This window comes from Paenibacillus taihuensis (assembly GCF_003386535.1).
GTDB classification, from domain to species: Bacteria; Bacillota; Bacilli; order Paenibacillales; family Paenibacillaceae; genus Paenibacillus_Z; species Paenibacillus_Z taihuensis.
This window is the reverse complement of sequence record NZ_QTTN01000019.1, coordinates 1-20,046: the sequence shown is the minus strand read 5'-3', so window position 1 is coordinate 20,046 and position 20,046 is coordinate 1. Positions and strand designations below refer to the sequence as shown.

At 54.2% G+C, this 20,046-nt stretch carries 19 protein-coding genes; 2 read left to right on the top strand and 17 right to left on the bottom strand.

Annotated features, from left to right (window positions below; all coding sequences use genetic code 11):
* Nucleotides 1-41 precede the first annotated feature (41 nt).
* From A8990_RS16395 to A8990_RS31575, 7 genes are all read right to left on the bottom strand, one after another.
* Complete coding sequence (locus A8990_RS16395) at nt 42-1,295, bottom strand: D-alanyl-D-alanine carboxypeptidase family protein (RefSeq protein ID WP_245996058.1); 1,254 nt, start codon at nt 1,293-1,295, stop codon at nt 42-44.
* Nucleotides 1,296-1,476: 181 nt separating this feature from the next.
* Entirely contained in the window at nt 1,477-2,397 is a 921-nt protein-coding gene (locus A8990_RS16390; RefSeq protein ID WP_116190127.1) for an aldo/keto reductase, read from the bottom strand.
* A 16-nt stretch (nt 2,398-2,413) separates the two neighbouring features.
* The gene (locus tag A8990_RS16385) at nt 2,414-3,568 is read right to left on the bottom strand and encodes an MGDG synthase family glycosyltransferase (RefSeq protein WP_116190126.1); all 1,155 of its coding nucleotides are present in this window, start codon (nt 3,566-3,568) and stop codon (nt 2,414-2,416) included.
* A 124-nt stretch (nt 3,569-3,692) separates the two neighbouring features.
* Nucleotides 3,693-4,520 carry an MBL fold metallo-hydrolase gene (locus A8990_RS16380; protein ID WP_116190125.1) on the bottom strand — a complete coding sequence of 276 codons (828 nt, stop codon included), beginning with the start codon at nt 4,518-4,520 and terminating at the stop codon, nt 3,693-3,695.
* A gap of 78 nt (nt 4,521-4,598) precedes the next feature.
* Entirely contained in the window at nt 4,599-4,925 is a 327-nt protein-coding gene (locus A8990_RS16375) for an ArsR/SmtB family transcription factor (protein ID WP_116190124.1), read from the bottom strand.
* Nucleotide 4,926: 1 nt separating this feature from the next.
* Nucleotides 4,927-5,346 carry an SRPBCC family protein gene (locus tag A8990_RS16370; protein WP_116190123.1) on the bottom strand — a complete coding sequence of 140 codons (420 nt, stop codon included), beginning with the start codon at nt 5,344-5,346 and terminating at the stop codon, nt 4,927-4,929.
* A 136-nt stretch (nt 5,347-5,482) separates the two neighbouring features.
* Nucleotides 5,483-5,626, bottom strand: a complete 144-nt coding sequence (locus tag A8990_RS31575) for a hypothetical protein (RefSeq protein ID WP_181909617.1) — start codon at nt 5,624-5,626, stop codon at nt 5,483-5,485.
* A gap of 195 nt (nt 5,627-5,821) precedes the next feature.
* Here A8990_RS31575 and A8990_RS16365 point away from each other — a divergent pair, with 195 nt between their 5' ends.
* Complete coding sequence (locus A8990_RS16365) at nt 5,822-6,754, top strand: DMT family transporter (protein ID WP_245996057.1); 933 nt, start codon at nt 5,822-5,824, stop codon at nt 6,752-6,754.
* A 59-nt stretch (nt 6,755-6,813) separates the two neighbouring features.
* Here A8990_RS16365 and A8990_RS16360 read toward each other — a convergent pair whose 3' ends face one another.
* The 4 genes from A8990_RS16360 to A8990_RS16345 all read right to left on the bottom strand — a co-directional run bounded on the left by A8990_RS16360 (nt 6,814) and on the right by A8990_RS16345 (nt 11,308).
* Nucleotides 6,814-7,449: a hypothetical protein gene (locus A8990_RS16360; protein ID WP_116190121.1), complete on the bottom strand. Its 636-nt coding sequence runs from the start codon at nt 7,447-7,449 to the stop codon at nt 6,814-6,816.
* 79 nt (nt 7,450-7,528) lie between these two features.
* Nucleotides 7,529-8,593: a M42 family metallopeptidase gene (locus A8990_RS16355; protein ID WP_116190120.1), complete on the bottom strand. Its 1,065-nt coding sequence runs from the start codon at nt 8,591-8,593 to the stop codon at nt 7,529-7,531.
* Nucleotides 8,594-8,666: 73 nt separating this feature from the next.
* A complete protein-coding gene (locus tag A8990_RS16350) occupies nt 8,667-10,409 on the bottom strand; it encodes an ATP-binding cassette domain-containing protein (protein WP_181909616.1) in 1,743 nt (580 codons plus the stop codon).
* The gene (locus A8990_RS16345; protein ID WP_181909615.1) at nt 10,406-11,308 is read right to left on the bottom strand and encodes an energy-coupling factor ABC transporter ATP-binding protein; all 903 of its coding nucleotides are present in this window, start codon (nt 11,306-11,308) and stop codon (nt 10,406-10,408) included. The genes A8990_RS16350 and A8990_RS16345 overlap by 4 nt, the downstream gene beginning before the upstream one ends.
* 95 nt (nt 11,309-11,403) lie before the next feature.
* Between A8990_RS16345 and A8990_RS16340 the strand changes: the two genes are divergently transcribed.
* Nucleotides 11,404-12,024, top strand: a complete 621-nt coding sequence (locus A8990_RS16340) for a biotin transporter BioY (RefSeq protein ID WP_116190117.1) — start codon at nt 11,404-11,406, stop codon at nt 12,022-12,024.
* Nucleotides 12,025-12,046: 22 nt separating this feature from the next.
* Here A8990_RS16340 and A8990_RS16335 read toward each other — a convergent pair whose 3' ends face one another.
* The 6 genes from A8990_RS16335 to A8990_RS16310 all read right to left on the bottom strand — a co-directional run.
* Nucleotides 12,047-12,637 carry a hypothetical protein gene (locus A8990_RS16335; protein ID WP_116190116.1) on the bottom strand — a complete coding sequence of 197 codons (591 nt, stop codon included), beginning with the start codon at nt 12,635-12,637 and terminating at the stop codon, nt 12,047-12,049.
* A 103-nt stretch (nt 12,638-12,740) separates the two neighbouring features.
* Nucleotides 12,741-14,576, bottom strand: a complete 1,836-nt coding sequence (gene atzF, locus A8990_RS16330) for an allophanate hydrolase (RefSeq protein WP_116190115.1) — start codon at nt 14,574-14,576, stop codon at nt 12,741-12,743.
* Nucleotides 14,573-18,223 (bottom strand): urea carboxylase, encoded by a 3,651-nt coding sequence (gene uca / locus A8990_RS16325; protein ID WP_116190114.1) that lies wholly within the window; start codon nt 18,221-18,223, stop codon nt 14,573-14,575. The genes atzF and uca overlap by 4 nt, the downstream gene beginning before the upstream one ends.
* 49 nt (nt 18,224-18,272) lie before the next feature.
* Entirely contained in the window at nt 18,273-18,929 is a 657-nt protein-coding gene (locus tag A8990_RS16320) for an urea amidolyase associated protein UAAP2 (RefSeq protein WP_116190113.1), read from the bottom strand.
* Nucleotides 18,930-18,953: 24 nt separating this feature from the next.
* Complete coding sequence (locus tag A8990_RS16315) at nt 18,954-19,676, bottom strand: urea amidolyase associated protein UAAP1 (protein ID WP_116190112.1); 723 nt, start codon at nt 19,674-19,676, stop codon at nt 18,954-18,956.
* Nucleotides 19,677-19,785: 109 nt separating this feature from the next.
* A partial coding sequence (locus tag A8990_RS16310; protein WP_342772890.1) for a group II intron maturase-specific domain-containing protein occupies nt 19,786-20,046 on the bottom strand: 261 nt, incomplete at its 5' end.

The following is a 20,046-nucleotide window of genomic DNA, read 5'->3' as shown; positions in this document are numbered from 1 at the left end:
GGACACCAAATTACCTCTTTGTTAAGATTTGAAAATCGATCTTATAACCCGCGCCAGCGCTCCTGCTTCTGACGCTTCAATCGAATATAAGCGAGAATCGCCAAATAGGCAAGCAAGCCCATCCATACGAAGAAAATCGACAGCTTCTGACCTCGCGTCGGCTCCGCGGCCTTCTCGGCTTGCTCAGCGCCAGCTGCAGCAGCGATGACTGCTGCCGTTTCTGGAGACTCGGCAATTACTGAATCGATGGTCGGTTTCACCGGCTCCATCGTACCTGCCTTAACCGTTCCAATCGTGCTGGTAACCATCACATCTCCGCTCGCCGTCACGCCAACGCTCGGAATATCGCCTTGACGCAGCACCGCCCACATCGGCTCTCGCGCGATGAAATGTGGAGGCTCCTCGCTCATAAACGGATAAGCTTGATTCGCGCTTACCACCTGCTGAAGCTGAAAATTCGCAAATCCATAGTCGAGCAAATGGCGCATATCGTCGTACACCGCATTTTTGGAAGGCGACTTCAACAGCACGCCGATCAGCTCCATGCCATTCCGCTTGGCAGAAGCAACAAGTGTGAAACCGGCCGCTTCGGTATATCCATTCTTAATCCCTGTCGCACCTTCATAATCCTTCAACAGCTCATTATGATTGATGAGCGTGGATGTCCATTCCTTGCCAACCCACGGCAAGCGCTTCGTACCGACGATCTGCCTAAACTTCTCGTTCTGCATCGCATACCGCGCGATATTGGCCATATCGAGCGCCGTCGTTACTTGCGCCTTGTCGGGCAAGCCGCTCGGGTTGACGAAGAACGTATGCTCCGCACCAACCTTCTCTTTTACAAAAGCATTCATCCGCTCCGCGAACTTAGCCTTTGTACCATCAATATATTCAGCAATCGCGGTCGCCGCATCATTGCCTGAATTCATCAGCATCCCATACAGCAGCTTCTCCAGCGTCACCTGCTCGCCTTCAGCCAGGTAAACACGAGTGCCGTCTTCGCCGCGAGCTTCCTTCGAGACGGTCACAATATCGGATAAAACGCTTTCATTCTCCAAGGCTATGATGCCAGTTACAATCTTCGTAATACTCGCTGGGAATTGTTCCTTCTCCGCGTTCTGCGCGAACAGAACGGTCCCAGTCTTGGCATCCATAAGTACAGCTGATTCAGAAGCAATCTTCGGCTCATCTTTGGATAGCCCTTGCCCTTCCGCATGCGAAGGCGGCGCAAAACAACATAATTGAATGAGTAGCATACATGCACTGAAGCAGATTGTTCGGCGCAGTCTAAGCATAATGTGACAACCTCCCAGAGCCCTTCGCATAAAACGATAATCAACTATAAACGTACCATCTGGACGGGTAGCACTTCAATTATTATTTTATGTAAGTGAAACCGGTTTTGCCGTCCTCTGACAAAGGGGCTGCAAGATGGAAGCCATTCAGCTTCACATCAAGCAGCCCCTTGCATGTTGATTATTGCTTCACATCTTGCGGATGACCATCTTCGAGGAGCGATACGACGCTCGCGTTGGAGTCTACTTGCGCCGGATTTTTGCAGCCAGGAATAACAGCCGTTACGGCTGGATGCTTCAAACACCATGCAAGCGCCCATGCCGCCATATCGACGCCTTGCGGCACTTCTTCCTTCGCGATACGCTCCACTTCCTGCAGCTTGAGCTGCGTGCTCTCGCGGTCGTGGCGGTGACGCACATCCGTTGTGTCGAACACAGCGCCTGGCTTATACTTACCGCTGAGATAGCCGCTTGCAAGCGGAACACGAGCCAATACGCCAAGATCCTGACGGATAGAGGATGGGAATACTTCCTCCTCAGGCGCTTGATCCAGACGGTTGTACACCACTTGGATCACTTGCGAGCCAACCTTCGTCGACGCATCCACTTGATGAATATTGCGGTTGCTGCCGATCGATGTGCCGAGATGTCTGATTTTGCCCGCTCGCACCTGCTTATCGAGCACTGTCCAGAGATCATCGTTATCGAATACGGCATCCGGACCCGAGTGGAATTGATAGAGATCTATGTAGTCCGTCTTGAGCGCTTTCAGCGAAGCGTCAAGCTGATGCACGACATCCTCCGGCGCGAATTTATCCGTACGCGAGAAACGCTCATGGAAGTGATGGCCGAACTTCGTCGCGACGATCCAGTCCTCCCGCTTCCGACGCGCAAGATAATCGCCGATGAACGATTCCGACAGGTGATCGCCGTAGCATTCCGCCGTGTCGATCAAGTTGATGCCCAGCTCGGCTGCGCGGTCAAGAATCGCATCTGCTTCATCCTGCGAATAATCTTGGCCCCATTCGCCTCCGAATTGCCAAGTTCCGATACCGATTACCGATACGTTCAGCTCTGTCTTGCCAAGTCTCCGATATTTCATAAGGACACTGCTCCCTCTATACGGTTTTTTTGTTCGTCTTATAGACAAGTGCTGCTGCGATATGAGCTGCCGATTCGGCAGCGTAAGGCTTGCTGACACGAAGCGCTTGGCGGCGCATCGTCTCTAGATGCGAATTGTTCTTCAGCAGAACACGAACAGCCCGCTTCAGCTGATCGAGGCTCGACAAGTGAAGGGCTGCGCCGGAGTGGCTCAGGAAGTTCGCGTTGTCGATCTCCTGTCCAGGCAGCGGTTTGTAGATGAGCATCGGCAGTCCCGATGCTAGCGCTTCAGACGAGGTTAGCCCGCCTGACTTCGTGATCAGAATGTCCGAAGCCGCCATGAGCTCCGGAATCCGGTCCGTAAACCCTGTGACGACAAGCGGCACATAGGAATCCTCCCGCAGCTTCAATAGTTGCTGCCTCAATTTCTCATTATGCCCGCAAACGATGATCATCTGCAAATCCGGACGCTCGTGGCTCTGCACCCAGCTGCACAACGACTCGGTCACTTCCTGCCCCATGAGCCCGTCTCCGCCGCCCATGACCAGCAGCGTCGGCAGGTCGCTTCGCAGTCCAAGCTCAGCACGAATCGCCTGTTTGTCATAGGAACGGCTGTATTCAGGACGAATCGGAATACCCGTAACCGCGATACGGCTTGAATCAACGCCCACCTTCGTTAAGCGGTGCGCCACTTCCTGGGAACCGACGATATACAGATCAGTCTGCGGATGAAGCCAATAGCTGTGATCCGTAAAATCTGTAATGACCGTAATGATCGGCACGTGACAGTATCCGTTCACCTTCATAAACGAAGCAGCGCCAGCCGCAAGCGGAAACGTCGAGATGATAGCCGATGGCTTGACCCGTTCGAGCATAGCGAGAAATTTGCCTAAGCCGAATCCATGCATAAATTTAAGACTGCTGGACAAACGGTTCTGTCCGCGCGTCTTACTATATAAGTACCCATAAGCACGGGGAAACGATTGCACACCGTTCAAATACATGTATTTACTCAGCGGATGCATAAGCGGATGTGCCTGCACCATATAGTCGACGACCATCGTAGCAAGCTCCGGATGAGCGGCCTTTATCGCATTGCGAAGTGCTCCCGCAGCTTGAACATGGCCTGAACCATAATCGCCTGTAAGAATAAGAATCGGTCCCCGTTCCATCTGCTAATGCCCCTTTTCTCCACATGATCTAAAGCGCGGTCAAGCAATTACCGTACATTCAATATACGTGGCAGACGAGCGGGTAATGCGTCATGTTGTACCGTTTACGAAAAATCATTGTCCCTTATATACGACTGGAATGATGAGGACTGTTCTTATAATAAACCAACGTCTCGCCAGGCTGGAAAATATGATACTTCAGCCCGCGGTACTTCGTGTAAAGCTCCTCTACGAAGCCGCTGATGCCTTCACTATTGTTCGGATACATATCGAAGTGCAATGGAACGACCATATCCATCTTCACTTCCCATGCGAGCGCCGCCGCTTCACGTGCGTTCATGTTGCCGACGACGCCTGCCCGTTCCCGGAATAGATCTCTGCCGTTAATCGGAAGCATGCCGACATCAATGTCAAACGTATTCAAAATGGTAATCAGCTGCTCGGTCGCAAGCGTGTCGCCGGCATGATAGATCGTGAACCCGTCCCATTCGAGCATATAGCCCAAAAAGCGATCCCAGCCGTCACTGTCGACTTCGCGCGCTTCATGCCAGGCAGGAATCGGACGGATGATCAGTCCGGACTCGCATAGCATAGGTGCGCCGTGCTTGAGCGCCACGAGCCGGTGTTCCTCAATGTCAACTTCCCGGAGCATCGGGATACAAATACGTGGAGCGGCTATTCGGCAGCGCGGAGAAGCATCTGCGATAGCCAATAAAGTCTCAGGATCCATATGATCCAAATGTTCATGCGTGATGAGAACGAGATCGATGTCGGTTAAGCTGCCAGGCTGTACCGGAGGCGGATAATTGCGCTTCCAGAAATCTGCCGGCTCGGAGACCAGACGATCCACCGAATCGGTTAGATAAGGATCAATGGCGACCGTAAATCCATTGCGGCGAAGGATGAAGCCAACTTGGCCAATATACTGAATCGCGGCTGTTTCCTCTTTCATACTTATTAGCACGCTCCTCTCTCCTTAAGGGTAACAGAAAAACCCGCGATACGTAAATCGCGGGTTACCTGATTGTGACTATTCTTCATCGGATTCAACGAACCGCTGCAGAGCAGAAAGCTTGTTCTCCCAGTAGCGTTCGTAGTAGTTCAGCCAGCTCTTAAGTTCCTGTAAAGGCTGTGTCTCCAGGCGGTAGCGCGTCTCGCGCCCGACCTTCCGCTCCTTCACAAGTCCAGCCTCTGCCAAAATGCGCAAATGCTTCGAAACCGCTGTACGTGTAATCGGAAAATGGCCTGAAATAGCAGATACCGGCATTTCATGGTCAGTAAGAAGCTTCAGCACCTCGCGGCGGGTAGGGTCCGCAATCGCTTGGAAGACATCATGCTTACCGGATGGCAGCGCCATATTAAGCCTCAACGTATTTGCCAAGCGCGCGATGGAGTCCGCCCCAGCCGTTGTTCATCTGTTCGCGGATAACGGCATGCGGCATACCGTGCTCGATGATGTCCGCATTCCAGCCGGAATGAATGAGCGTGCACTCGGTTTGATTGTCGGCAAGATCTTTGAGCAAGAATGTAATCGTCCAATCCTTCCCCCAACCGAAGGAGATGCGGTTTGGCGTTTCAACCTCTTTCACGATACATGGTTGAATGCCGAACGGACCTGCATCAATCTTAAATTCGTGCCCGACAACCGCTTCAAGATCATTCGGCATGAACCAGGCGCTAAGCCCGTTAGAAGTCGAGACGGCGTCCCAAACTTTAAGAATCGGCGCTTTGAAAGTAAGCGTATGAACAATATCCGGAAGTGTGTTTTGCGTTTCCATCGTAATGAGCAGCTCCTTTTGCTTCAACAGTGTAGTCTTATTGTTTCCGTGTATAGCCCATCTAATTAAAAAAAGCGAACCCAATTGGTTTCGCTTTTGATTATATGACACCTTTTGGTTTCATGTCAATCGGCGGTTATTGCTTGTTCTTCTGCTCATTCTCCATGCCGTGGTCTTCCCATCTGCGCGAATAAGCTTTATTGGTTACCCAAATGGTCATCCATGTTAAAAGAATGGCAATAATTGCAGCCGAAATCCAAACTCCTGTCGGTACACCCATCCTATTCTCTCTCCTTTACCTGCAGGGATAGCTTGTCGCTTCATAAATAAAGCATAACAGAAGCCCTCTGGTTCGACAAATGAACACATTTTGACTTTTTCTATCTATTGCAGCAGCCCTGTGCTTAAGTGCATAATGATGAAGGCGATTTGATAAGTATTAAGCATGATCTCGTGTAAGAAAGGAAACTATAGCTTGAAACAAGGACCTTCATCATCATCCAAACTGCCCGTCTCTCCTGTCATCCCGCTGCTAATTGGCATGCTCGCCATTTCATTCGCACCGATCCTGGTCCGTTACTCACACGCGCCAGTTTCTGTTCAAGGCATGTACCGGATGCTGTTCACCTTCGTACTGATGCTGCCTTTCGGTACAAAACAGCTAGGTGCTGTACGGAAGATCTCAAGGAAAGATTGGCTGCTTCTCGTCTTGGCCGGCATCTTCCTGGCACTTCACTTTCTGCTCTGGATGGCGTCACTGACGTACACCTCAATTGCGAGTTCAACCATTCTGTTGGCACTTGAGCCCGTTTTCGTCATGGTCGGCGCCTACTTCCTGTTCCGTGACCGCGCCAACAAGTTTGCCATCATGGGCATGGTCATCGCGTTAATCGGCGCAATGGGCATCGGTTCGGGCGACATTGCGTTGTCGTCGCGCGCTTTCTACGGCGATATGCTGTCGTTTCTAGGCGCACTTGCGGTATCCATCAACATGCTGCTTGCCAAACAGATCATGAAGCGCGTCTCCTCGTACTTGTACAGCTGCATCGTGTTCGGCGTGACGACGATCTGCTTCTTCATCTACAATGTTACGATGGGCATCTCGATGACGGATTATGCGCAGCGTGAATGGATTGTATTCCTGCTGCTCGCGATTGTGCCGACAGTGTTCGGCCACCTGATCTTCAACTGGCTGCTCAAGTATGTGAAACCAACGACGATCTCCATGTCCGTGCTTGCAGAGCCTGTCGGAGCCAGTCTGCTCGGTATGGTGCTGTTTAGCGAGATGATCAGCGGCTTCCAGCTTGTTAGCGGCGCTTTTATCATCATTGGTCTTATCCTCTACATGCGAGCGGAGAAACAGCCGCCGCCCGTGGAACAAAACGCCGAACAGCCCATTAGCGCGTAATCTAATTAGCCAAATAAAAAAAGCCTGATTGCTCAGGCTTTTTTTTCATGTTCTTGAAACTATTCCAAGCCGTGCTCTTCGCGAATGCGGTACAAGCCTTGGATAATGGGTTCAGCAAAATCGCGGTTGAGCAGGTAGTGCGCCATAATAATATGGATCGGCATCGCACAGATGTTATTGCCGTCACTAATGGACGGGAACCCTGCTTCAAGCACTGGACCATGCTCTTCATTGAAATCTAGATCCACATACACCTGCTCGTCCGGAAACTCTTCGCGAATAACCTTTGCGCAAGTCGGAACAAGATAGCTGTCTATAACGGCTTTCGCCAATTCTTCGTTTTGCGGAGGACTTGGGAGCAATTGATCGCCGCCCCGATCCATCAAATCCAAGAAGAAGGAAGCCATCCACAAAGCTGGGTCTTCATTGTTCTGGAATACATTCAACAGTTCTCGCATGAAGAATCCGCATACTAAGTTATTGCCATCTTTCACTTCGAGCTTGAAAACAAAGATTGGGCCATAAAGCTCGTGCATCATGACTTGTCCATCGACTTCATCATTCTCAAACTTAAATCGAAGTGCTTTCATCCCGTTATCCAATAGAACTTGAATAAGGCGCTGCAATTCCTCATCCGGAATAGCTTGTGGTTGCGGTTCTGTCTCATTTGTATTCTCTACATTATTAGTTGTCATCTATAATCACCCGTCCTTCATCATATAATGATCGTTTCCGAGTTGTCTACTCGTAATTTTTTGGGGCTCGCGGTTTCAGTTAGGCACGCGGCTCCATAATGTAAGCTAGCAGCAGAGCTGCAGTATTCATGACCGCATTGCTGTGCGTGCGTTCCATGCCGTGCGAAGCGTGTACGCCAGGACCGATAAGCGCTGCTTTGATATTGCTGCCGCCATGCATGGCTGCGGAAGCATCGGAACCATAATGCGGATAAATATCGACTGCATATGGAAGCTCTTCCCGCTTCGCAAGATCAATCAATGCCGAAGTCATCAAATAATCATAAGGGCCTGTAGAATCCTTCGCGCAGATCGATACGTCAAATTCTGTTGTAGACAGGTCATCGCCCATCGCACCCATATCGACTGCGATCATTTCGGTAATATCCTGCGGGATATAGGAGCTGCCGTGACCAACCTCTTCGTACGTCGAAATAATGATTTTGACTGTGCGAACCGGTTGTCTGCCTTCGTCCTTCAGCCATTTTAATAGACCGAAGATGGCAGCAACGCTTGCTTTGTCATCGAGATGCCGCGACTTAATGAATCCGCTTGTCATCACACGCGTCCGTGCATCCCATGAGATGAAATCGCCAACGCCAATGCCCAGCTTCAGCGCATCGTCCTTCGACTTGACAGGCTCGTCTATGCGAATTTCCATGTTTGCTTCTTCGCGCTTCAGATCGCGCGCATCGGAGAACACGTGAACGGACGGCTTCGTTGTCAGCACCGTACCATCGTATGTTCGGCCATCACGCGTATGGATGAGGCAGTACTCCCCTTCAACGGAATGCATCGCGTAGCCGCCAACTGGAGTGAATCGGATCGTGCCATTAGACTTGATCGAACGCACCATCGCGCCAAGCGTGTCGACATGCGCGGTTAGTGCAATCACTTCATCAGCGCTCGGATTAGACCCCGGAATAGTAATAATCCCGTTCCCCTTCGGCGTCAATTCCATCGCATACCCAAGCTTCGACGCCTCTTCCTGAATCAGGCGCATGATGGTTATGCAGAAGCCGCTAGGGCTAGGAGTGGAAAGCAGTTGCTGCAGTAATTGAATCGTATAATGACGGTCTAAATTCGGTTTAAGCGATGTACTCATAGCTTTCCATGCACTCCTTTATCTAATCTCGGGTACCTCTATCATAGCTGATTCTTCAGCAAAATCCTATTTTCTACTTACGGATTAAAAGTAAAATCGCAGCCCCGCATATCACAAGCAGCGTATCTATTGCTTTCCACTTCTCCGTGACGAGCAGGGTCGGTTGCTGATTTACACCGACGCCGCGGCTTTCGAGCGCATCCGAAACTTGTTCCCCGAGGCGAAATAGCGCCAGCATGAAAGGTACGGCAGTTTCGCGCATTTGCCTTATCGCACTGCGCCCCGAGCGGCGTATTTGCTTCCCTCGTGCCATGGTGACACGGCCGAACCGCTCCCACTCGGACAAGAGCACCGGGATAAACCGCAGGAGGAGCGTGACGATGAGGATCATCTTGGTCCCCCAGAGCGGCACTTTCCCGAAAATACCCAGCAATTGCTCAAGCGATCTGCGCAGCCGCAGCGGAGTAATGGCGAGCGGAAGTCCGAAACCAAGCAGCATCGCTATGAATGGCCGGATGAGCGACTGCAGCGATACCAGGAAGCTGCTTAAGCTGAAGTAGCCCCCGTGCCCATTCGGTCCTACCCCAGCGAAGACGGATAGCGTAAGCGTGAAGAACGCAAGCGCTAGAATAGCGCCCTTCCATCGTTTTAGAGGGAAGCGTCCGAAGTAAATACAGACAGCTGTTAGGATGCTCATGATTGCAACACCAAGCCACGTCGATTGTGTAAGGATAGCAGCGGATAGCAAAATGTAAGTTAGCCAGACAGACCGTGGGTCAAACTTCGTCAGCGGCGAAGGTTTCTGATCGGTGGCGCGTGCTTGGAAAGGTGTTCGGCTTGTCGGCTGCTGCTGCGCCGGTGAAGTCTGAGCCGTCGGTGACGTGCTGGTTGGCGCAGGTGTATGCGCCTTCTGAGATGGAAGTGCGCGTGCCAGCTCGGCCGGACTCCAGAATGCATCGCTTGGGATGTCATCACCATTACCATTGCCAACGTATTTGCGTTGCAAAAGATGCGCGATTCGCAGCCAGTCCGGCACGTCCATCCCGGCTTGAGCGAGCAAGTCCGGCTCAGCAAGGAGCGCTTCTCTTGTGCAGAGCACCGCGCTGCCGTCCTGCTTCATCAGCAGGATGCGGCTTGCGAGCTGCAGCGCCCAATCGCTCTCGTGTGAGATGAGCAGCACGCCTTGCCCTTGCGCAGCTGCTCGCTTGAGCTGCTCGCTAAGCTGCGCCTGGCCGTCGGCGTCGAGCCCTGCGGTCGGCTCGTCGAGCAGCAGCCAAGCAGCGGGAGGCGCGAATAGACAGGCTAGCGCGGTTCTTCGCCGTTCACCGCCGCTCATGAAATAAGGATCGCGCGTCAGCCATGCTTTGTCCCAACCGACGGCAGCGAGCGCTGTTGCCATGCGCTCATGCCGCTCGGTTTCGTGAAGCCCGTACGGCCGCAGCGTGTATTGCAATTCATCCCTGACCGATCGTGCGAAGAGCTGTTCTTCGGGTGATTGGCAGGAATAGCTATATGCGAGCAGCGCTTGCTGGTTGCGCTTCAGCGATGTCGATCCCGATCTCGATGAACTCGTCCACATCTCTTCAGCGCCAAACTGTATGGCAAGCCCACTTGGCTCTCGCAAGCCTGCGCTGATCTCCATCAGCCTTGTTTTGCCCACACCATTCGCGCCGAGAATGACGGTAATTTCACCCTGCGATAGCACGATCGGTTCAGAGATCGAGGCATGTTCTCCCGATCGGTCCATCTCTATATGTAACCCTGCCTGCGTGAATCTCAATCCTCGAATCGAGAGATCTTTCTTATTCTTCGTCATAGCTGCGACAACACCTGCTCCCATTCAGCTGCTGTCTCCGGGTACGGACGCTTAAGCTTCCCTTGCCGGCCAAGCTCAAGCGCGAGTGCCGGCAAATATGGCAACCGCAGCCCGCATGCTTGGCAGGGAGTCAAAGTATGAGGTGTCCGCAGCGCCACGGCACCAGCAACAGCATCAGCATCAGCATCGGCATCAGCTTCCGCTTCTGCTTCCGAGCCATACAAGAAGTCGCTTCCTAATCCATCGAACACGATGCGCCCATCGAGCATGGCAACGACCCTCCCGCTGCCTTCTATCTCCTGCAGCCGCTGCGTTACCCAGACGACCGCAGTCCCTTGCCGGTGCAGCTCCCGTGCGAGACGCAGCACCTCTGTACAAGACTGCTCATCCAGCATCGATGTCGCTTCGTCGAAGACGATGAGAGGCGCGCTTGCCGCAGACGCAGCCGCAACAGCCGCGAGCTGGCGCTGTCCGCCGGATAACCGCTCCCACGGAACATCACCGATGGAGAGAAGCCCCGTGCGCGTGAGAATGGCCTCCGTACGATGCAATATCTCATCGGCGCTAACCCCCTGCCACTCAAGCGCAAACCGAACTTCTTGCCGCGGCGTCTCCGCAAACAGCTGAGAATCTGGCTGCTGCATCACATACGGCATCGGACGGTTTCCGGCGAAACCGCGATTCCATGTCCCTTGAACGCCATCAATTGTTAACCCTGCGAGTAATCTCGCTAAGGTCGATTTCCCACTCCCGTTTGTTCCAACTATATGTACCCACTCGCCTGGCGCAAGCGAGAAATCAATATGATCTAACCGCGGAGAAACCTCTCCAGATTCCAGAAAACGCTCCATATTGACGTCACTTAGAATCAAGCCTCCCACTGCATCCTGCACAGTCACAAACTTCCCTCTTCCCAAAAATGGATTCACGTGATACATTCTAATTGTTAACCTCAACTAGATAACAAGGTTAACATTTGAGAGGAGAAATGACAATGGAACCAACTAAAGTTACTGCCGGCCATTCCCCAATATCGGCTAGCAAACAATCTGAAACTACATACTGGATTCGCGGCATTGTGTTTACCGCACTGTTTGCAGCGCTCTTCATCGCCTTCGGCTACGTCAGCGTCAATCTTGGCTTCACGCCTGTGCCGATTACGCTCCAGACGTTCGCCGTCATGCTCGCAGGCGGTCTGCTCGGCGCCCGTTACGGCTTTTACAGCATTGCGATCGTCGTCCTGCTGACTGCGGCAGGGCTGCCTCTTCTGCATGGCAACGGCGGTTTATCAACGATCTTCGGCGCAACCGGCGGCTACATCTGGATGTTTCCAATCTCCGCGCTATTGATCGGGCTTGTCAGCGACCGCTTGTTCGCACGTTCCAAGTCTTTGTCCCGCAATCAAGTGATCCTATTGTTCATCAGCCTTGTCCTGTTCAGCGTAGTTCTTGCTTATATCGGCGGCGTGCCATGGCTTGCCTATAAGGCGAACTATTCATTCCAAGAAGCTATGGTGGCCGGATGTTATCCATACTTAACTGGCGACTTGGTGAAAGCAGTTGTAGCGACGCTGCTCATCCGAACACTTCGCCCGCTGCTGCCTAAACTCCGTTAGTACCCGAACTCATATTAATCTGTCAGCCGACCTGTTTCTTCAACTCCTGCTCAAGCAGACTTCGAAGATCTCGCAGTGTCGGCTTTCGTATGCTTACGACCACACTTTTCCCCTTGATCGCAATCCTCTGGATATGGACGAAGTTCGGCACTTCGGAACCAAGCGGAATGACCATCTCCTCAAAATATTCCTTCTTCAGCGTGATCCCCTTAAGCTTCGCTTCCTCCGGAACAGCGATCAAGTTAGGCTCGTTCCATTGCAGCCCGTAGGTAATGACGAGTGCTGCCGGAAAACGCTTCTTGTATTTCACATTCACATGTGCGACGAGCTTACCCCCTAATAACTCCAACCTTGCACCCGTGATCCGAATGTCCGGACTGTAGTCGGGATGCTGACTGATCGATGCTTTGCCAATATTGTTGACGTCCGCTTCACTGAGCACAAGATCCGTCTTCAAATGACGAACCATCGTAAGCGCGCGATCCATGATCGGCACCTCGGCGTAGTCTAAATTCAATTCTTCGTCAGGTTTTACGTACCAAATTGCATATGCGCCTGCCCCTACTACGAACAGCAACAGCACGATGAAAGAGATCAGTAACATGCGTATCATAAGGCAACCCTCCTGATCTCCTTATTATAGCTCGGTTTGCAGGAAACGAGAACAAGCCGCCTCCTGCCACGGATGGGCAGGACACGGCTTGATGAAGAGCGCGTTATTGATGTACGACATTCCGCCACGAACCGGCAGCGGTAATATCCTCGGATTGCGCGGCAATGTAAGCTTCACATACGAAGCCAGGCACTTCCGTGCCGTCAGCAAGCTCGACTTTGCCGATGCCAAGCGGAGCCGGAATGCCGGCGACGAATGAGCCAAACGAAGCGAGCGGCATCTCCCATACCTCTAGCGTAATCGCCGCGCCTCCTTGCTCCTGCTTAATCATGCCCGGCTTCGCAGGTGATGTCGGCAGCTTAACGAGCTTATATTTCGGCGCACTCTCCGTCTCGCATACGAATACAGCACCGCAAGCTTGCATCTGCTTCTCGAGCGGGAAGCCGCGCATGTGCAGGCCGCAGACGGCGACGAGCGTTGTCTCGACGGGATCCGCCTCTGTCGCTGGCACTGGTGCCGGTACCGGGGTCGGTGCTGGTGCTGGTGCTGGTTCGCTTTGCGCTGCAGAAGACGCCGTCCCCGCTTGAGCGGCGAACAGCTTCGCCGCGCTGCACAGCAGCGTCTCATTCGCTGCCGCAGCGAACAGCGTAATACCGAACTGTATCTCCCCCTCCGCTTCGCCTGCTTGCAGCGCAACTGCGCACAGATCGAGCAAATTGCAATGATTCGTATACCGCCCCATATCGCTGTTCGTCGCGATCGGGTTGCTCCGTACTTCATCGCGCGAGTAGGTGCCGCCACAGGTTGGGAGCATCAGTACTGCATCCTCGAGCAGCTGGTGTGCTTCTAGCTTGAGCGCTTGCAGCCGATGCGCTGCCCTAAAGACAGATGCGGCTGTATACTCAGGCGCTGCCCCCGTACGAAGCACCTGCTCCGTCACTGGGAACACGCTGCCCGGATGCGCCTCGACGAAAGCGCCAAGATCTGCCCAGCGCTCGGCGACCCACGGACCGCCATATAGAATCGATGCCGCTTCATTAAACAGGTCGAGCGAAACTTCGACCAGTGGAAGTCCGAGCGCGCGCACACGTTCCAGCGCGCGCGCCCACGCTTCGCGATAAGCTGACGCGAACGGTCCATAGAACGCCGGCGTCTCCCGAGGTACGCACAGCTTCGAAGGCAGCCGATCCGTCATCGGCTGCGGGATATTCCGCGACCACGGGTCCGTCAGCTCTGGTCCGCGCACGATCGCGTCAACAGCCAGCGCGTCATCTAAGCTGTGTGCGAATACCGTCACACAATCCAAGCTCGCGCAGGCTGGCACGACACCTTTAGTCGGCCATGCGCCGAGGCTAGGCTTGTAGCCGACCAAGCCGTTCAGCGCAGCAGGCACGCGGCCGGAGCCTGCCGTATCCGTACCGAGCGCGAACGCCGCTTGCCCGCGAGCGACGGCTACCGCAGAGCCGGAGCTCGACCCACCGCTAATAAGCTCCTCTCGGAGAGCATTATGCGTCTCCCCATACGGGCTGCGCGTTCCGACGAGGCCCGTGGCGAACTGATCGAGATTCGTTTTGCCGATCGGAATGGCGCCTGCATCGATGAGCCGTTGGACCACCGCCGCGCTGTAAGACGGTGTATAAGCAAACGCCTCGCAGCCAGCTGTCGTCGGCACGCCCGACCAATCAATATTGTCTTTGATCGCGAAGGGAATCCCCCACAGCGGCGAACTCTCTTGACCTTCTACTCGCGACAGCCGCTCGATATACGGCTGGATCAACGCCTGACTCGGCGGTGTAATCCATATATTCATCGCTTCATCTCGCGATGCTCGGCGAATGATTTCTTCAATAACCTCAGCTGGCGTTACGCACTTTGCAGCATACTGCTCTTGAAGCCAACCGATCGTTAACTGTTCAGGCCACACGATCTTTGCTGTCATACGCGCGTCACCTCTCTTGCCGTTTCTTTGACCAGACCGACAATGAGCTGTCCGGCATGCACTTCATCGCCCGGCTTCACGAAGATCGAAGCGACAACCCCATCGCATGGCGCGGTTTGGTTGAACTCCATCTTCATGCTCTCTTCAATGATGAGCGTCTCGCCTTTCTTCACCTCTTGACCCGGCTCGACCAGCACCTTCCAAACACTGCCCGGCATAGAGCATCGGACTGGAATTGTCCCTTCTGGCAGTTCATCCTCGGCAGTTTCTTTGCCGGCATCCGCGCCTTCAGACACATACTCTGCAAGCCCTTGCGCCTTCCAGCTCTCCCGTTCAGCCGTAAATGCCGTTTGCTGCACTTCGCGGAACGCCTCGGCACTGTCTTCAATAGAAGCCAAGAACTTCAGATAATCGCCCAAGCGGAACGTCGTCTCCGTAATATCCGCCTCAAACCGCCCCCGCGTAAAATCCTCTCGCAACTGCAGCAGCTCATCCGCACTGACCGGATAGAACTGGATTTGGTCGAAGAAACGGAGCAGCCATGGCTTGCCGGTCTCGAAGCTTGCCGATTCACGGTTCAGATGGTTCCACATTTGAATCGTACGGCCGACGAATTGATAGCCGCCAGGTCCTTCCATACCATAGATACACATGTAGGCACCGCCTATGCCAACGGCATTCTCTGGCGTCCACGTTCTTGCCGGGTTGTACTTCGTCGTTACAAGGCGATGACGCGGATCCACAGGTGTTGCAACAGGCGCTCCAAGGTACACATCGCCTAGTCCGAGTACGAGATAATTAGCGTCATAAACAATTCGCTGCACATCATCAATGCTGTCCAGCCCGTTTATTCGGCGGATAAATTCGAGGTTGCTCGGGCACCAAGGCGCGTCGGGACGGACATTTTTCTGATAACGGTCAATCGCCAGCTGCGTCGCCGGATCATCCCAGGAGAGCGGCAGCCTAACAATCCGCGAAGGTACCGATATCGATTCAAGCGGCGGCAATGTGCTGTCGAGCTCAAGAATTCGTTCGCAGGCTTCGAGCACGTTCGTCCGTTTCGGATCAATATGAACTTGCAAGGAACGAATACCCGGCGTCAAATCCAGTACTGGAATCGCGCCGCTCGCTTCAATGGCTTGCATAAGCGCATGAACTTGAAACCGAAGCAGCAGGTCAAGCTCCATCTCCCCATATTCCACGAGGATATTCTCGTCACCGCTGCAGCGCACCGTAATTGGGAATCGACGGCTCTCCGTCTCCTGCACCAGCAGCGGATATGCGGATTCCAGCTCGCGAACTGGCTGCGGCAGCGCCGCCGGCACCAGCTTCGACCACTCCGCTTCTCCGATCGCATCGAGATTCCGTTCTTGGAGGATGCGCAGCTGATCCGCTTCTTCCAGCGTCAGCAGCTGAAAGCGCACGGTGTCGCCCGGCTTCAGCTGGCCAAGCTTCCAAAACTCCGCCGATGCCGTCGTTACCGGGCAGACGAAGCCGCCCAAGCTTGGACCGTCCGGGCCGAGCAGTATCGGCATATCGCCCGTCAGATCAAGCGTTCCGACCGCATAAGCGTTGTCGTGAATGTTAGAAGGGTGCAGTCCCGCCTGCCCTCCATCCTCGCGAGCCCAATGCGGTGCAGGTCCAATGAGACGAACGCCGGTACGGGAGCTGTTAAAATGCACCTCGAATCGCGTATTCGCGAGTTCCTTCAGATAAGACGGCAGCAAATATTCATCCGTGCAGTGCGGACCCGGAATGACGCCGATTGTCCACGAGCGGGTCATCGCCGGACGATCCACCTCGTGCAGCTGCACTTCGGAGGACGGCGGATTGCTGCCGCTCCGGTTCACGCCCAGCACATCGCCAGCCCGCAGCGCGCGTCCGCCATGCCCGCCGAAGCCGCCGAGCGTGAACGTCGCTGCACTGCCAAGCGTCCGCGGCATATCCAGGCCGCCGCCAACGAGCAAGTAGCTGCGCATGCCGCTCGCCGCTTCGCCGTAGCTGAGCAGCTGCCCTTTGCGCACATGGATAGGCTGGTACAGCGGAACGCGCACTTCGTCTAGCAATGCGTCCATATCCGTGCCAGTCAAACAGATCCACATGTCATCACGGAAGCTGAATGCACCGCCGCGCAGCGTAAGTTCTAGACCGGCCGCATCATCCGCATTGCCAAGCAGCTTATTGCCGATGCGGAAGGACAGCGGATCCATTGGACCGCATGGCGGCACGCCGACATCCCAGTGGCCGATCCGGCCAGGGAAGTCCTGCACCGTCGTCTGAACGCCGCCGTCCACCACTTCAATCGCATGCTCGGCAGGTTCGAAGCCGTTCAGCAATTGCGTGTACACATTGCCGCTCAAGCATTCCTCTTCGCCAAGCAAGGCTTTCACATACTGCAAATTCGATGTGATGCCATACAGACGCGTATCTTCGAACGCTTGAATAAGCTTCCCGATTGCATCCATTCGGTTATCGCCATGCACGATGATCTTCGCCAGCATCGGATCGTACAGCGTCGTCACTGTGATACCGTCCCGAATCCACGTCTCGATTCGGGCATGCTCCGTGAACCTCGCTTTATCCACTTTCCCAGCGCTCGGCCGGAAGTTCTGCAAGCAGTCCTCCGCGTAGATTCGCGCTTGAATGCTGTGTCCTCTGGCTGGCTTCACAAGTGATTGAATCTCAACGAGCTCATCCGCTGCTTCGCGGACCATCCACTCTACCAGGTCGACGCCAAGCACTTCCTCCGTGACTCCATGCTCAACTTGAAGCCTCGTATTCACTTCCAGGAAGTAGAACTTGCATGCTTCCGGATCGTACAAGTACTCAACAGTTCCTGCGCTCCGGTAGCCAACCTCCGCCGCCAGCCGCTTCGCAGATGCGAACATCTCCTGACGCACTTCTTCCGGCAGGTTCGGCGCCGGGCTCTCTTCGATCACCTTCTGATTGCGCCGCTGGATGGAGCAGTCACGCTCGCCGAGGGCAACAACTTCGCCGAAACGATTGCCGAAGATTTGCACCTCGACATGACGCGCTCTCGCGATATATTTTTCCAGGAAAATACCGCCGTTCTTGAAATTCGTCTCCGCCAAATGACGGACGCCATCGAACGCCGCACGAAGCGCCTCTTCGTCGTTACATACCCGCATGCCGATCCCGCCGCCGCCGGCGGTGCTCTTCAGAATGACCGGATAGCCAATAGCCGCAGCCTGCGCGATCGCCTCTTCCTGATCCGTAATGAGCGAGGTACCCGGCAGCATCGGCACTCCGGCACGTTCCGCGATTTCGCGAGCGGAATGCTTGAGGCCGAACATCTCCATCTGCTCCGGCGTTGGACCGATGAACACGATACCGCGCTCGCGGCATGCGCGGGCGAAGGAAGCATTTTCGCTCAGGAAGCCGTACCCCGGATGAATCGCCTGCGCCCCGGTATCAATTGCGGTCTGCAGAATGCGGTCCATGTCGAGGTAGCTTTCTTTGGCGGCGCCAGCCCCGATCCATACGGCTTCATCAGCCCCGTCGACGTGAAGGCTATCTTGATCAGCCGTTGTGTATACCGCGACCGACTGAATGCCCAGCTTGCGAAGTGTACGTTCAATTCGAACGGCGATAGCGCCGCGATTAGCGATGAGAATTTTCGTAAACATGCGGTTCCCTCCCGGATACTATTCTCTATGGATATTAGCGACGTCTACACTACGGATTCCAGACCAGCACCCGAATCGGGGTCGGATTATAGGCATTACATGGATTGTTCAGCTGTGGGCAGTTGCTAATCAGCACCATTGTCCGGGTCAGCGACTCCAGCTCGACGTAGCAGCCTGGAGCGGATACGCCGTCCGCGAACCGGAGCCCGCCTTCAGGCGTAACCGGCACGTTCATGAAGAAGTTCACATTCGGCGCAAGATCGCGCTTGGTGTATTCGAAGCCCCCTTCATGCTTGGCTAGCTGGAGCATGAACGTATCGCGGCAATTGTGCATGTGCAGCTTGTCGTGCGAGTAGCGGACTGTATTGCTCTGCGCCGAGCAAGAGCCGCCGACTGTATCATGTCTGCCGCAAGTATCCGCGACGATCTTCAACAGCTCTTTGCCGGATTCCGCTCTCAGTACCGATCCTGTCGTGAGGTAGATATTGCCTTGCCCGGCGATCGTCGCTACAGCGCTGTAGTGATCGTCCGGGTTCTCGGCGTCGAAGAACAATGTGTCCGCCGCTTGGTTCCCCTCTAGGTCCACAATGCGAAGTACTTGACCTGGCAGCAGTTCCTTCATCCAACCGTCACCAGCGAGAACAATTTCATCCATAATTGCTTCTTCGGCTTGCAGCTTGCTTTCATATCGGACAAATGCGGTCATCTCAAATTCCTCCTCATATTCGGATTAGCGGCCTGCGAGCAGCAGATACTCAGCTGTATTTTCAAAAGCTCTTCGGTTCTCGCCTCGGAAGTTGCAGCAATAATCCGTTGCCGGATCGAGCGGCGGCGCATCAAGCACTTCGAGCTGCACGGATGCGGCAGCATAGCTCGCAATCGGATTGAGCGGATTCGGCGTATTCGATAACACGATGAGCACATCCATATCGGTGCGAAGCGTAACGGTCGCGCCTTCTTTGCAGTGGTCGGCGTCGTAGATCATCCGGCCATCATCATCGCAGTATACTTTGGCAAACAGGTTAACGACTGGACCGAGATCACGAATGCCAAGTCCGCTGCGGACAAGCTCGACGGTCATGTTCTCGTAGCCGCTGCGCAGCCATTCATTGCGAAGCTGCTGATAGCTGGTGGCGCCGTATTTGGCATCCGTGCCAGCCCGAGTAGTTAATCCGCTGATCGTGTCATGCCAGCCGAGTTCATCCTCGACAATGCTCGCGAGAACGCGGCCATTGTCACTCATCAGCACATTGCCTCGCGTCAGATGCGCCGTATATTGCGCTTTGAGCGAATCCGGCATATTGTAGCGCTCCGTCAAGTCTTGTGCGTTGAACAGCAGCAGCGCCAAGTTGGCATCGCCTTGCAGAGCAGTAAACCGCAGCAATCTCCCTTTGCTAATTACACCGGACCATTTGTCCCCTGGCTCCAAAGTCTTGCTCCATACCGTTGTCATCGAATGACCTCCCCGAATGAATGGATATAAATCGAGTAGGAGGAGGCGGCTAGCCTCCGTCCTCTCACACCACCGTACATGCGGGTCCGCATACGGCGGTTCCAAAAGGTTAACAAAGCTCCAAATAACGAGAAAGCATACTCTTCAGCCCTTTCACTTCCCAATAGGAAGTCGGAAGGGCGTTGTTTGTGTTTCGGGACATTTCCCATGCACCACGCCTTGAATTCGCCATGATCAGACTCGCCCATTTTGGTACGCCAAGTGCTCGAAGCTCGCGGATCCGGGTGCGTACCCGTTTCCATTGCTTCCACAGACACATTCGAAGTCTTCGGCGTATCCATTGATCGAATCGTTCGCAGTGACTCTTTGC

Bases quoted from the DNA above. Each gene is read 5' to 3' on its own strand.
- A8990_RS16390 (WP_116190127.1), bottom strand. From the start codon at position 2,397: ATGAAATATCGGAGACTTGGCAAGACAGAGCTGAACGTATCGGTAATC.
- A8990_RS16335 (WP_116190116.1), bottom strand. From the start codon at position 12,637: ATGATACGCATGTTACTGATCTCTTTCATCGTGCTGTTGCTGTTCGTA.
- A8990_RS16380 (WP_116190125.1), bottom strand. From the start codon at position 4,520: ATGAAAGAGGAAACAGCCGCGATTCAGTATATTGGCCAAGTTGGCTTC.
- A8990_RS16395 (WP_245996058.1), bottom strand. From the start codon at position 1,295: ATGCTTAGACTGCGCCGAACAATCTGCTTCAGTGCATGTATGCTACTC.
- A8990_RS16355 (WP_116190120.1), bottom strand. From the start codon at position 8,593: ATGAGTACATCGCTTAAACCGAATTTAGACCGTCATTATACGATTCAA.
- A8990_RS16340 (WP_116190117.1), top strand. From the start codon at position 11,404: ATGGAACCAACTAAAGTTACTGCCGGCCATTCCCCAATATCGGCTAGC.
- A8990_RS16385 (WP_116190126.1), bottom strand. From the start codon at position 3,568: ATGGAACGGGGACCGATTCTTATTCTTACAGGCGATTATGGTTCAGGC.
- A8990_RS16375 (WP_116190124.1), bottom strand. From the start codon at position 4,925: ATGGCGCTGCCATCCGGTAAGCATGATGTCTTCCAAGCGATTGCGGAC.
- atzF (WP_116190115.1), bottom strand. From the start codon at position 14,576: ATGACAGCAAAGATCGTGTGGCCTGAACAGTTAACGATCGGTTGGCTT.
- A8990_RS16350 (WP_181909616.1), bottom strand. From the start codon at position 10,409: ATGACGAAGAATAAGAAAGATCTCTCGATTCGAGGATTGAGATTCACG.
- A8990_RS16360 (WP_116190121.1), bottom strand. From the start codon at position 7,449: ATGACAACTAATAATGTAGAGAATACAAATGAGACAGAACCGCAACCA.
- A8990_RS16370 (WP_116190123.1), bottom strand. From the start codon at position 5,346: ATGGAAACGCAAAACACACTTCCGGATATTGTTCATACGCTTACTTTC.
- A8990_RS16320 (WP_116190113.1), bottom strand. From the start codon at position 18,929: ATGACCGCATTTGTCCGATATGAAAGCAAGCTGCAAGCCGAAGAAGCA.
- uca (WP_116190114.1), bottom strand. From the start codon at position 18,223: ATGTTTACGAAAATTCTCATCGCTAATCGCGGCGCTATCGCCGTTCGA.
- A8990_RS16315 (WP_116190112.1), bottom strand. From the start codon at position 19,676: ATGACAACGGTATGGAGCAAGACTTTGGAGCCAGGGGACAAATGGTCC.
- A8990_RS31575 (WP_181909617.1), bottom strand. From the start codon at position 5,626: ATGGGTGTACCGACAGGAGTTTGGATTTCGGCTGCAATTATTGCCATT.